Source organism: Pseudovibrio sp. JE062 (genome assembly GCF_000156235.1).
Lineage (GTDB): Bacteria > Pseudomonadota > Alphaproteobacteria > Rhizobiales > Stappiaceae > Pseudovibrio.
This window is the reverse complement of the sequence record NZ_DS996812.1, coordinates 363,125-375,367: the sequence shown is the minus strand read 5'-3', so window position 1 is coordinate 375,367 and position 12,243 is coordinate 363,125. Positions and strand designations below refer to the sequence as shown.

The following is a 12,243-nucleotide window of genomic DNA, read 5'->3' as shown; positions in this document are numbered from 1 at the left end:
GTTCTGGCAGTCAGCCAGCACCGCAACACCAAAAGCAACCGCAATCCGAAATCAACGGTCCGGCAGATCCACCGTCACCGTCTCACCGCCATACCCATGAACGCTGTCTCTGGCGCGAATGACAACGCGGTCCATCCCCGCCGGAACCTGCACCCCGCTCAGCGAGCGCGTAAACGGCTGCTCATTCACATGCGGATGGGCCAGTGTGCGCACCGCCAGCACCTTGCCATCTTCAGAAAGCACTTCCCACGCATCGGCGTAATGATCCCACCCTTCATCCCCGTGGCGCACGGTGACATCAAACCGGTAGGTGCCGTCAGCCTGCGGCGTCACCTTTGCGGCCACCACACTGGCATCACCCGCCACAGCTTGAGTGGCCAGCATCGCGACAAAAACACCTGAGAGTAAAGCACGCATCAAAATCTCCATCTGTTCAGCATCTCTCCCAAAGCCGACCCCGGCCAGAACGATGCCTACCAAAAATGAAACCGGCCCGGCAGAACAGCAGGCCGCTTATAAGTGAAGGTGAGGCTATCGCCCCCCTGCCACACTGCAAGCCACGAAACTTCAAAATGTCTTGAGCGCCGCCGCACCCGGCAGGCCCACAATCAGTCATGTATATAGATGGGCGAGCGCGGCACGCAGAGGAACACCACCAGATTGGCAAGCACGCCAATCACCAGTCCCGGCAGATCAAACGGCGAGTTCAACCCGCTCTGCCAAACCACAGTGGCCACAACACCGGTGAGCGCCCCGGCCAGAAACGCGGTCGTCCCACGGCGAATGCCATAGATCGCCGCAACCAGCGGAACCAGCACAATCGGCGCCCAATAATTGTAGGCGTAAATCAGAATATCCAGAATGCTCTCTATAGAGACGGCAAACACAATAGAAAGCAGCCCCACAACCAGCGTCACCAGCTTGGCTATAAAGAGAAGGTTCTCTTCACTCATCTCTTTGCGCTGCAAAGGCCGCCAAACATCATTCACAAACGCAATACTGGCCGAGTTGAGATAAGAGTCAGCAGAAGACATCACAATCGCAATCACACCGGAAAACACCAAGCCCTTCAGCACCGGCGGCATAACACTCACAATCACAAAGCTCATGGCGTTGTTGGGGTTCAGATCCGGGTCCAGCGCAAAGGCCACCAAACCAATCGCCCCGGTGATCGCGAAGAACAGAAAAGAGAACAGCCCGGAATAAAGCGTACCCCGCGCCGCAGCGCTTGCCGTCTTCCCCGCCAGCAACCGCTGCATATAAGGAGGCACAAGCGTCTCGCCAAACATAAAGACTAGAATAAGCCCGATCAGCCCCATCCAGCCAAAGTCCGGTCCGGGCAGAGAAAGGTGGTCCGGCGGCACCGCCGCAAACAAAGCATCAATGCCGCCAATCTGATAAATGCCGAAGCCCAGAACCAGCGGCATCCCAATCGCCAGAATAACGAACTGCACCACATCGGTGTAAACCACCGCCCGCATACCGCCCAGCGTCGTATAAAGAATAACGATACCGCAGCCGATCCCGATCCCCCAAAACCGGTCCAGCCCAAAAAACACATTGAAGATAACGCCAATCGCGCCAACTTGAGCCCCCACGATGCCGCAGCACAGCGCCAAACCGCAAACACCGGTGACAATGCGCGCCAGCTTGCCATAGGCCTGGCCCATCACATCACCAACAGAAACCGCATCGGGAAAAGCCTTCATCTTGGGTGCAATCAGCGTGGCAACGGCGATCTCTTTGCAGCTGAAGCCCCACAGCGCCACAATGTTGGCAACACCATAAAGAAACACTTTTTCTGCATTGCCGGTAGAAAAGCCCCCGCCAATAAAGGAGGCAGACATGGTGGCGAAGATAACAAGAGACCCAAACTCCCGCCCAGCCGTCGCATAATCCTTCAGCCCCCGCTGTATCCGGCCACCCCAAAGCCCCACCACAAGAATGCCAACCAAATAGCCAGCCACGATAATCATATCGATCATCAGCAGGGGTTCCTTTTAGACAACAACAAACGCAGACGCGCCGTACCTCTAACAGGAAGACATTACATGAGAATGAGACAGACCATTAAAAGGCGGGGTTTGGGGGATGCAAACGTAGTAGTAAATGAGGAAATATGCAGGACAAGAAGAAGCCGAGCACTTACTCTTGTTCGGGGACCTCATCAGACTTGACAACTTCTGCTGATAATCGGCCTGCTTGAGCAATGAGACGAGAGTATTCAACCATCACAGAACTCAATGCGCCAGTTAGTCTAGCGTTCCTATATCGAGCTTGGTGTTCACCCATAAAGGAGCGATTGATTGCACCTGTCCAATTTCTATTGTTACTGTTCTGTTCAACTTTTGAAATATCATTCATTATCTGCTGACAGTTTCCAAGATACTGATCTAAACTGATATTTAATATAGAAGCTGCTCCACTAGGCGAGTTCACAAAACGCCCCTGAAACTCAAGATAGCCTTTTGATTTTTTTTCCTCTCTGAGTTTTGCATTTAGATCAATTGCATCTTGAACCGACGCTTCACTGTTTAACTCATGAAATGCAATGATTTGAGAAAATACAACGGCTAGCTGGATATTGATATTCAAATTTTTGTAAGGCCACCCAGATAAAAAACCTTCCAAAATTTCAATGCATTGCTCAATATCTCGAAGTTTAAGATTGTAGCTTTTGCAGATCGAAGCGAGACTGAGCACTTTCAGGTCTAGATCCGATGCCTGAGCATCAATTTGCACCGGAGGGCAAGTACACTCTTTTAAGTCTAAGCCTCTACGCTCTAACTGATAGCGGATAAAGTTCTCGATAGAGGGATCTGCAAAGCTGTATGTACGATTAAAGAAACGCTTTAGGTATCGTTCTGCATCGAACTCATGGCCGTACACGGCCTTAATGGAACAGGCCAACTGACCTGTATCTGTAGCTAAGACAAAAATGACATTAGGTATGTCAAAGAGATGTTTTACTCTCTCCAGAAGCTCAATTGCATAAAGTGGGCGGCACCGGTCCAGCTCATCAATAAATACAAAGAGCGGGGTTTTCTTCTTCTCGTCTATACCGTGCTCAAGGACAGAGGTCAGTCCTTTTTTGAAGGTTGCGATCGTTTGCTTGTCATTCTCAAAGCCAGCTAAAATGCTTTTTGTTATCGCCTCATATTTTTCAGAGAGGACTTTTTCCGTCTCTTTTTGAACGACACTAGTAGTATCTGACTTATCCGCACCTTCCTCCTCTTGTTCTATATCTCCTTTCAGAAGAGCGAATGCCTCATCCAAGTGCTCACCTAGGTATCTACGGCCCTGATGCAAAGCTATCCCTTTGCCAATTGAAAGTAGAGTTTTCCCAATCTGGCGAGATGATTTTTTGAAGATTTCTTGAGCTTCTTGTTTTTCGCTTTTATTTTCTTCAATAGTTTTATTGATAGCAGATAGTACAGTGAGCAGCGGATCTTCGGAGTGATCATCTTCCCAAGCATTGACCTCTGCTACAAGGTAATCATCATCAGCTAGCTGTTTAGCAAAGGTCTTAAGAAAGAAGGTTTTTCCGTACCCCCATTCGGCATTCACGTTGAGGACGTAGGAGCCGACATGTCCTAACTTCTTTTGCTTTTCAGGCTGCTGAAGAAGATAAGCTTTAAGGAACTGAGCATCCTCATGTCGGTTCAAAAGGTCATGGTTCTCAATCCAAAATGCTTTGTTTTCATTATCAGACACAGCTCACCCCACCAAAGAACATTAGCAGACAAAAACTCAAGCCCAAGCTTCTCACTTAAGTTACAGGCAACACTGCAAAATTACTCTGCCTTAAATTGCAATTACAAGATTAAAACAATCATGAGCTGCAAATTTCAAAGCTCAGGGTTTCTTGCATGGGATATTTGAAGACATGAAAGTCATTTTCATAACACTGCTGGTACTGGCCGTTGCATTTGCGGCTTTTTACGCGATCCGGCAGGGCGTATTTGATGCGGAAAGAGTTCGTCTGGTTCGTATGCTAACCAACAATGATTCAAGAGCAATACAGGTCGCAAGAGCGATCGAGGCGGGTGTTAGTGAGAAGAACTCAGATGCAATTTTTAAAGCAGCTGGCGACGAATTTGATATCGAACTAGATGATAAGAGTGTCACCCTCGCTTGGTATCTTATTGAATTTTTTGCCTACACTCATCCAGAGCATGCCTACTTCGATTGGAAGGATAACAGCGAAGATATCGGCCCGGAGTTTGACGATATGCTGAAGGCACATGGTATATCTGAAAGACCTGACATGGATTTGCTAATGCAGCATGAGATGGAGTTCGCTTCAGAACATACCGCCTTTCCAGTCAATCTCGCCCACTATGCGCCCATATTTGACAAAGCCGGTCTCGCACTCGTCACACTGGATGCCAACTGGGATTCTTACTACGTCTTTGTTGTCGAGAAATCGACCGCTTACGCTTGGCGCAATGTAACCATCGAAGATCCCAACAAAGAGGATCGCCTGATCATCCAGATTGTAACCCCGCCTCAGGAAAACCTTTCCAAAGCTCAGGATCTGGATGAAGTATTCGATCTGATGATGTCCTCACCTGGCCGGATACCAGTACCCTACAGCGCATCACTCCCCCTAAAGAAGATCCTCACACTCTGACAAAAACATCCCAACTCACGCAGCTACCGGGGTCAGCTCCGCATCATACCTGTTCGGCCCCTTGGTCCCCGCAGCAAAACCGGCGTTCAGCATGCCAAAGATAGCCAGTAAAACAATCAGAATAGTGACAATAAGTGGGGCTTCATATTCTGGGTTTTGATTGAAAAAGCGGAGGTAGGTTGTGGGAATGAAAAAGTATGGAACATACCACCAGCCAGACTTGCCAATATCGTGCAAGCGCCTGACCAACAACGAGAGCTGGACATAGTAGAAGGCCGCAAACAAAAGAGCCACGAGTGAAAACTTAACAGTGTCAGAACCAACTTCGAGCGGATGGACCACATACAAAAGAGTAGACAAAAGCAAACCAGTCCATGACAAACTCAGCAACCAGAACTTCGCTCTGCCCAACCTGCCTTTAAATCCAAGATAAAACATCCCACCACCGCATTGCTCATGTGCGTTTGAGTTGACATTGCAACTCTAGAGTTCCCCAACCCATCGCACTATTCCAAAATATCGAGCGTGCAGATAGCAAACCTGTTCCCGGTCCAACACCGATTGCAAGTGGTAAAACCCAACCGCCAGCAACTGCTGTGAAGCACCAGCACACCACGCCCAACACTGAGAATTACACCCGCGACGTCAGCTCACCCATCAGTTGTATTACTGTTAAATATATCACATAAGATGTAGGGTAGAGGCATTCAGGAGACGGGAGCGAGGCCGGTGAGCGAGGTCATACAGGGAGAAACTATTTCTCGTCTTCCGAGAAACTCATTTTCTCTGGAGTCCATCAGACAAAAAGACAGGTTCGCTGTCTGGCGGGAAAGTCTGGCCTGCCTGTGCGAGGCAGAGCTCCACAGCGGTGATGATCAGCTCGACTTCTTCGGCGAAGTCAAATCCGTCCTGTTCGGCTCCATCATGCTCTCCCAGGTCACCGCACAGGCCCACATCGCCAACCGCACCAACGCTGCCATGGCCAAAGACGGCGTGGATCACTACCTGCTGATGGTTCATGATGAAGGCGAGGCCGAGTTCTATGCAGGCGACAGAAGCGTCACTCTGGGCAAGGGCGACACCATCTTTCTGGATTTCTCGCAGGAAGGCGGCTCTTTCTCACGCAGCTACAGCAACCGCTCCATCCTCATCGCCCGCGAACAGCTCGCCCCTCTGCTGCAAGGCCCGGACGACTGCAATCTGAAAACCCTGCCCGCAGCCCACCCGCTGAACCAGATCCTGCGCGAGCACATCTCGTCCATCAGCGGCCAAAGCAACAAACTGGATATGCAGCAAGCTCAGCAAGTGGTGCCCGCAACCATGGGCCTGATCGCCGCCTGCCTGAACGGCGTTCCCCATGACAGCGAGGCTGGCCGCGATGGCGTCAATCTGGCCCTGATGACCCGCGCTCGCCGTATCATAGAAGCCAACCTCACCAACCCGAACCTCTCGCCAGACCTTCTCACCGGCGCCGTCAACGTCTCGCGCAGCAAACTGTATGAGCTGTTTCTGCCCTATGGCGGTGTCAGCAAATACATCCGCGACAGACGCATGAAGGCCGTGCTGCGCGCCCTAATGGACCCGCGCAACACCCACAGAGCAACCTATCAGGTGGCTTTGGATTTCGGCTTTACCAATGAGAGCAGCTTCAGCCGCATGTTCAAACACAATTTCGGCTTCTCCCCCCGCGACGTCCGCGCCCGCCTGGACGACATCGCCACCGCCGCACGCACGCAGAGCCAGCAGGGTCGACAGTACGAAGACTGGATCTTGAACCTCAGCTGATCAATAAAACGGCAGGAACATCGGAATAAGCAAAGTTGCAATCGCCAATGCCATGATCTGCAGTGGCACCCCAATCACCACGTAATCCTTGAAGCGATAGTTCCCCGGCCCCATGACCAGTGTGTTGATCGGCGAGGCCACGGGCGTACAAAACGCCGTGGACGCCGCAATCGCCACACTCATCAAAAATGGCTCCGGCTGCACACCCATGATCGAGGCCACCTCAAACGCCACCGGCGCAATCAGCACCGCTGTCGCCGTGTTCGACGTAAACTGGCTGAAAACAGAGGTCAGCAAAAACAGCGACATCAGCATGATGTACGGAGAGCTGTCTCCATAAAGCGCGATGATCTGATCCACGATCAGCAGCAACCCGCCCGTCTTCTCCAGCGCCGTCGCCATGGGGATCATCCCCGCAATCAGCACCAGACTGGGCCAGTTTATGGACGAGTACGCCCGGTTGACGGACACACAGCCAGCACACACCATAGCAGTCGCCGCCAGAACCACCGCCGTCACACTCGGCACCACGCGGAAGATGATCAGCATAAGCATCAGCATCAAAATGCCCAGCGCAACCGGAGCCAACCGGCGACGCGGCAGATAGTTCTTGATCTCTTCAGGAAACGCCAGCAGCAAAAAGTTCTCACGCGCCGTTTGCAGCTTGCCGATGTTTTCCCAGTCCCCCACCACAAGCAACTGGTCTCCAAACTTCAGCTCAATATTCCCAAAGTTCCCATGCAGCGCCTCTCCTTTGCGGATAAGCCCCACAACGCTCAGACTGTGGTTGGTCCGAAATCCCGCACCGCTGATCTTGCGGCCAATCAGCTTGGAATCCGGCGCAACAATCAGATCTGCCATGCCCAGCTCGCGGGCGGAAAGGTGATGCCCTTCCTCACCCATCGGCAACAGCTCCAGCCCGATGCAGGCAAACACATCCGCGCTGATCGGCTCCTGCATCACGCCAAACACAATGTCCCCTGCCTTGAAGGCCCGGTTTGTCTGCGTGGAGGTCACCTTCAGTCGCTTGGTCGTGGAAGAGGTATATTCCAGCCCGAACAGCGTCAGCCCAATCCGGCGGCGCAGCTTCGCACTCACAACAGTCTGGCCAACCAGCTCAGACTCCTCACTCACCCGCAGGCGAACGATCTTGTCTTCAATATCATAGGCTTCCAGAAATCCCTGCAGCGTCCGCCGCCCTTGCTCTGTCGCACCCTGAGGCCGCTGCTGGCCGCGCAAGAACAGCCGCCCATACACCAGCATATAGACCACGGCCACAATCAGGATCACCAGCCCGATCGGCGTGAAGATGAAGAAGTTGAACGGCTCCATCCCAGCATTTTGCAGCTGTGCATTGGCAATCAGGTTGGGCGGCGTACCAATCAGGGTCAGCATCCCTCCGATCAACGCACCATAAGCCAGCGGCATCAACAATCGGGAGGGAGAAAGGTTGGAGCGGCTGGCAAGCCGGATCGCCACGGGAATGAAGATCGCCCCTGCCCCGGTCACGCTCATGACAGAAGCAAGCGCCGCAACCGTCAGCATCAGCAGAACAATCAGCTTCCATTCCTGATCACCAGCCACCTGCACAATCTTGTCGCCAACTGCGTAGGAGATCCCCGTCTGCGCCAGCGCTTCCCCCACGATGAACAGCCCGGCAATCAGAATAACCACCGTCGATCCAAATCCTGAGAGCATCTCAGAAGGTGTCAAAATGCCGGAAAGCCCCAGGGCCAGCATGACCATGATCGCAACAAGATCCAACCTCAGCTTGTCGGTGACAAACAAAATGACAGCTGCAAAAAGTACGAAGAAGGTGAAGAGCATTTCCCAAGACATAGTCTTAGCGTCCTTCAAGAAGTAAATCAGTGTGGTCTACTGGCAATTGTCATGCGATGTATAAGAGGCATACGCGACAATTCCTAATAAGACAGGAAGCCTTACAAAGCCTCGCTTAGTTTATCGTGAGATATAAGTAAACGTTTTGCTGCCAAACCGCGTATTTGTGACTGTGGATATATTATAGGGCATTACACCTATACTTTATTCAATTTTGCTAAAGAGCCAGAAACGCGCTTGGTAAGCTGCCGGCCTGACCGAAACAGCCGAAAATTTGGCGGAAATTGAATGTTTCACACATCAGCCAGATACCCTAGTGTAGTGACCATACGGCGTCTTGCTCCACACGCCAGACATCCACATTGGGGAATGTCATGTCATCACTGCTCTCATTCGCTCCGGAATTATGGCTGGCAAATGGACCAGTCATCACAGCTGCTCTCGGCTTTCAGTATTCAACCCGCATGGCGGTCATCCGCTTGCAAGATGGTGGGCTCTTCATCTGGTCTCCGATCGCTTTGACGGAAGATCTGAAAAGCGAGATTGATGCCCTTGGCCCTGTTCGCCACATCATCGCCCCCAACCACCTGCACGACAGCTTCCTCACGGAATGGACGCAGGCCTACCCGGAGGCCAAACTCCATGCAGCTCCCGGTCTGGCAGAAAAGCGGCCAGATCTCTCTTTTGCTTCAACCTTAAGCGATGAAGCCCCGGCAGGTTGGCAGGATGAGATTGAGCAGTGCGTGGTCGGTGGCAACTCCATCACCACTGAGGTGGTGTTCTTTCACAAAGCCAGTGGAACCACTCTGTTCACGGACCTGCTGCAGCAGTTTCCAAAAGGATGGTTCAAAGGCTGGCGCGCCCTCATCGCTCGGCTGGACCTGATGACGGAACCCACCCCAAGCGTCCCCCGCAAATTCCGCGTTGCGTTTCGAGACAAGGCAACCGCCCGCGAAGCCCTCAGAAAAGTGCTCAACTGGCCTTCTAAAGCTGTCGTGATCGCCCATGGCAATCCGATAACTTCAGATGGCGCTGCCTATCTGAACCGCGCATTCCGTTGGTTGAAGGTCAGCTAACTACTGAGATCCTATCCGCAGACGGTTTAAAGCCATAGAAGCGCCAGAAACCGTCAGGCCTTCGTAACCGGAGGCATCTGCGTCTGGCTGTGTCTCTTCCTGCATCGCTGAGACATGCTGGATTTCCAGCACTGTATAAGGGCGCTGATAGGTCCAGCAGCGGTTCTCAACAGCGGTGAGGTCGGTGTTGGGAGGCTGCTCAGAAGTGAAGGCGTAGAAGTAGAGCGTAAAGCCATAAGGCTCGACGGGCTGGACGGAAAGCGGCGCCATACCTCCGTTGAGAAGGTCTGATTCAATTGCGGAGATATCCGCACAGCGCAAGGTCACTAGAGAAATGTGCGGGCCACCGCCCAGCAAGGTCTGATCATGCTCCTCCTCAGGACGCTCGCCTTGGAAGTGATGATCAATCAGCTCGATGGTGAACCCTTCCGGGTCAGTGAACTTGGCAAGGTATCCCACATCCCGAAACTGCTGTGGCTCTGTCACCGGCACACCGTGTGCCCGCAACTGCGCACAAGCCAGCTCAATGTTGGGCACTGAGATTGCAATCTTCCAGTAAAGATCGGTGGGCTGAGGGCGATACGCTCCGCCCACCTCTTCAAACCGGAGCGCAACTTGCTCCGGCGTATAGCCAATACGCCCATCACCCTGATCAGACATGCCCAGAACATCGCAGTAAAACCGCTTCAGCGCTGCCGCATCACGAACACGCAAACGAAGAGTATCGAGCTTTGCCATGGGAAGTGTCCTTGTTTCAGGGTGTTGGGCTTCTGTTTCTTTATTGCGCGATTTCGAAGTGGTCCTCACGCAGAAGCGCACGGCCATCCGGTTGCAGAACCCAATGCTCATTGGTGATGATGCCATGGGCGTTGTTCATCTTCCAGTTTGCTGCAACACGCGCAGACGTCTGGTCCAGAACAGTGGTCACGGTATCGCTGTAAACCACATCATCAAAACCTTTGGAGATGATGTCGGTCCAGAACGCTTCAATCTGTGCGCGGCCTTTAAAGGTACCAAATGGCTTCACCACCATCACAGCATCTTCTTCGTAAAGAGCTGCAGCAGCCTTCGCATCACCAGCGTTGAACGCATCACGCCAGGCACGGCTTGCGGTGGCGACAGCAGTGCTGAGCTTGTATTCCCCTTCTGCCAGTTTTCCAGCTTCATCAGCCAGAGCCTGTCCGCTCAATCCAACTGCGACGGTTGCAGCAAGAGCGATAGATTTAAGGAAGGTCATCACGTGGTCTCCATGTAGATGCGATGTTGATGAGCTTCTTTTGGTTCATTTTCATTGTTTGAAAAACAGACTATTCTGGAAATCACTATTCACATTTGGAGAACAGTAATGCTCTCGGCCCTTCCGCTTTCATTCGTCACCGTTGTCGAAACCGGTTCTATCACCCGGGCATCGGAGGAGCTGAACATCGCCAAGTCGGCAGTCAGCCAAAACCTGAAGCGACTGGAAGAGCAGCTTGATGTGAAACTTGCCATCCGCACCACACGCCATCTGTCACTGACACCAGCGGGAGAGCGATACTATCAGCGCTGTAAGGAAATTCTGGCTCTCTCCCAACAGGCAGAAACGGAGATGGAAAGCTTCGGGGCTACACCATCTGGCCCACTCACCATCACAGCCCCACACGCGCTCATCGCACCCATTGTCGCGCCCGCACTTGCCAGCATGACGCAAAAATTCCCAGCACTACAGCCTTCTGTGATTGCGGAAGACAAACGGTTGAATCTGAACTCGGAAGGCATCGATGTGGCTATCAGTGTAGGCCAGTTACCGGACAGCACTCTTCAGGCCCGCCGCATTGGCACACTGCACGATATCCTGTGCGCTTCACCAGATCTGCTAGCGAAAGCACCCGAAGCAGACACCCTAGCCTATTGGGAATGGGTGCAGTCTCTGCCTTACATCGCCCATACAAGAGAGCCCGCGGTGGTCAAACACCAACTGCCAACCAAGCTGAATGGTGACCTTGTTGACCTCAGCTTCCGCTCTACGGTCAAAGCCAACACCATTGAGGCCATCGCAGCTTTTGCCCGTAATGGCCTCGGCATCGCACTGCTGCCGGATATCGGCATTGCGCAGGACCTCAAGTCAGGCAGCCTGATGGCACTTGCGGGTCTGGCGGATCCTGCACCAACCCCAATCTACGCAGTACACACCTACGACAACCTGCCCCCTAAGTCCGTGCAGGAAACCATCAGCGCAGTTCAACAGGCACTCACAAACGCCTTGCTCTGAGTCCTCAGGCAGAGCCCTGAAAATCAGAGAACCAACATACATTGGTTCAAACATCCGTGAGCTATGCTGATCAGCACAATTGCGTAGCTCACCTCCCCCTATTGTTTTCGCAGGAACAACGCCGTGGACGGCGGCAATCAATGCTCCTGAGCAAACATCCTCAGGAAAACACAGGGCGGAAACAATGGTCAGTCACAACGAAGTCTCAAAGCTCATCACGGAAGTCAGCGATCTGCTCGTGGACGCGTCTACCTTTGCAGATCCAAACCGAGACAGCTGGCTCTTCCAGTTCACAACGGGTCTGGATGTGATCGCCACTCTTGAAGAAGACCGACACGCCCTCGCCATCAGCGCAGAACTCGCTCCTCTCCCAGAGGCTGATCCAGCCGAATTGCTGGCATATCTTCTCAAGGTCAATCAGTCATGGGCTGGTACAGGCAGCCTGCGCTTTGCCATGCTGGCAGACACAGACAAAACTCTCACCCTGCTCTGGGACATCCCGGTCAATGGACTGGACCGCCGTGATCTCTTCACAGCCCTCACCGAGTTCGCCCAACGCGCACAAGGCTGGAGTGAGCTTCTGAAGTCCGGCCAGATCACCATGCAGGACCTGCCGACAGAACTGCCTGAAAACTCCCTGAAAGTCTGATCCCCACATA

The 12,243-nt window shown here is 52.8% G+C and carries 12 protein-coding genes; 5 read left to right on the top strand and 7 right to left on the bottom strand.

Going from position 1 to position 12,243, the window contains the following annotated elements; all coding sequences use genetic code 11:
- Window positions 1-51 precede the first annotated feature (51 nt).
- The 3 genes from PJE062_RS20545 to PJE062_RS25850 form a co-directional block, all read right to left on the bottom strand.
- Window positions 52-429, bottom strand: coding sequence for a hypothetical protein (locus PJE062_RS20545; protein WP_008551286.1), 378 nt, complete (start codon window positions 427-429; stop codon window positions 52-54).
- 179 nt (window positions 430-608) lie between these two features.
- Window positions 609-1,985, bottom strand: coding sequence for a sodium:solute symporter (locus PJE062_RS20540; protein ID WP_008551561.1), 1,377 nt, complete (start codon window positions 1,983-1,985; stop codon window positions 609-611).
- A gap of 160 nt (window positions 1,986-2,145) precedes the next feature.
- The gene (locus PJE062_RS25850) at window positions 2,146-3,714 is read right to left on the bottom strand and encodes a P-loop NTPase fold protein (RefSeq protein WP_008551643.1); all 1,569 of its coding nucleotides are present in this window, start codon (window positions 3,712-3,714) and stop codon (window positions 2,146-2,148) included.
- Window positions 3,715-3,886: 172 nt separating this feature from the next.
- On the opposite strand from PJE062_RS25850, the gene PJE062_RS20530 reads away from it, so the two are divergent.
- On the top strand, window positions 3,887-4,633 hold the full coding sequence (locus PJE062_RS20530) for a hypothetical protein (protein ID WP_008551544.1): 747 nt from the start codon (window positions 3,887-3,889) through the stop codon (window positions 4,631-4,633).
- A 15-nt stretch (window positions 4,634-4,648) separates the two neighbouring features.
- Here the strand turns inward: PJE062_RS20530 and PJE062_RS20525 are convergent, their stop codons facing one another.
- Window positions 4,649-5,071: a DUF805 domain-containing protein gene (locus tag PJE062_RS20525; protein ID WP_008551602.1), complete on the bottom strand. Its 423-nt coding sequence runs from the start codon at window positions 5,069-5,071 to the stop codon at window positions 4,649-4,651.
- Window positions 5,072-5,362: 291 nt separating this feature from the next.
- Between PJE062_RS20525 and PJE062_RS20520 the strand changes: the two genes are divergently transcribed.
- Window positions 5,363-6,418: a helix-turn-helix domain-containing protein gene (locus PJE062_RS20520; protein ID WP_037037777.1), complete on the top strand. Its 1,056-nt coding sequence runs from the start codon at window positions 5,363-5,365 to the stop codon at window positions 6,416-6,418.
- Here PJE062_RS20520 and PJE062_RS20515 read toward each other — a convergent pair whose 3' ends face one another.
- Window positions 6,419-8,257, bottom strand: coding sequence for an SLC13 family permease (locus PJE062_RS20515; RefSeq protein WP_008551410.1), 1,839 nt, complete (start codon window positions 8,255-8,257; stop codon window positions 6,419-6,421).
- 374 nt (window positions 8,258-8,631) lie between these two features.
- On the opposite strand from PJE062_RS20515, the gene PJE062_RS20510 reads away from it, so the two are divergent.
- On the top strand, window positions 8,632-9,333 hold the full coding sequence (locus tag PJE062_RS20510) for a DUF4336 domain-containing protein (RefSeq protein WP_037037776.1): 702 nt from the start codon (window positions 8,632-8,634) through the stop codon (window positions 9,331-9,333).
- Here the strand turns inward: PJE062_RS20510 and PJE062_RS20505 are convergent, their stop codons facing one another.
- Together PJE062_RS20505 and PJE062_RS20500 are read right to left on the bottom strand one after the other, a co-directional pair.
- The gene (locus PJE062_RS20505; RefSeq protein WP_008551260.1) at window positions 9,334-10,071 is read right to left on the bottom strand and encodes a VOC family protein; all 738 of its coding nucleotides are present in this window, start codon (window positions 10,069-10,071) and stop codon (window positions 9,334-9,336) included.
- Between the two features lie 40 nt (window positions 10,072-10,111).
- Window positions 10,112-10,570, bottom strand: a complete 459-nt coding sequence (locus PJE062_RS20500) for an SgcJ/EcaC family oxidoreductase (RefSeq protein ID WP_008551323.1) — start codon at window positions 10,568-10,570, stop codon at window positions 10,112-10,114.
- A gap of 108 nt (window positions 10,571-10,678) precedes the next feature.
- On the opposite strand from PJE062_RS20500, the gene PJE062_RS20495 reads away from it, so the two are divergent.
- Window positions 10,679-11,584, top strand: coding sequence for a LysR family transcriptional regulator (locus PJE062_RS20495; protein ID WP_008551330.1), 906 nt, complete (start codon window positions 10,679-10,681; stop codon window positions 11,582-11,584).
- A 184-nt stretch (window positions 11,585-11,768) separates the two neighbouring features.
- The gene (locus PJE062_RS20490; RefSeq protein ID WP_008551632.1) at window positions 11,769-12,233 is read left to right on the top strand and encodes a type III secretion system chaperone; all 465 of its coding nucleotides are present in this window, start codon (window positions 11,769-11,771) and stop codon (window positions 12,231-12,233) included.
- Window positions 12,234-12,243: the final 10 nt, after the last annotated feature.

Coding starts and splice junctions, on each gene's coding strand:
- PJE062_RS20545 (WP_008551286.1), bottom strand. CDS start 429: ATGGAGATTTTGATGCGTGCTTTACTCTCAGGTGTTTTTGTCGCGATG.
- PJE062_RS20540 (WP_008551561.1), bottom strand. CDS start 1,985: ATGATCGATATGATTATCGTGGCTGGCTATTTGGTTGGCATTCTTGTG.
- PJE062_RS20530 (WP_008551544.1), top strand. CDS start 3,887: ATGAAAGTCATTTTCATAACACTGCTGGTACTGGCCGTTGCATTTGCG.
- PJE062_RS20525 (WP_008551602.1), bottom strand. CDS start 5,071: ATGTTTTATCTTGGATTTAAAGGCAGGTTGGGCAGAGCGAAGTTCTGG.
- PJE062_RS20515 (WP_008551410.1), bottom strand. CDS start 8,257: ATGTCTTGGGAAATGCTCTTCACCTTCTTCGTACTTTTTGCAGCTGTC.
- PJE062_RS20510 (WP_037037776.1), top strand. CDS start 8,632: ATGTCATCACTGCTCTCATTCGCTCCGGAATTATGGCTGGCAAATGGA.
- PJE062_RS20505 (WP_008551260.1), bottom strand. CDS start 10,071: ATGGCAAAGCTCGATACTCTTCGTTTGCGTGTTCGTGATGCGGCAGCG.
- PJE062_RS20500 (WP_008551323.1), bottom strand. CDS start 10,570: ATGACCTTCCTTAAATCTATCGCTCTTGCTGCAACCGTCGCAGTTGGA.
- PJE062_RS20495 (WP_008551330.1), top strand. CDS start 10,679: ATGCTCTCGGCCCTTCCGCTTTCATTCGTCACCGTTGTCGAAACCGGT.
- PJE062_RS20490 (WP_008551632.1), top strand. CDS start 11,769: ATGGTCAGTCACAACGAAGTCTCAAAGCTCATCACGGAAGTCAGCGAT.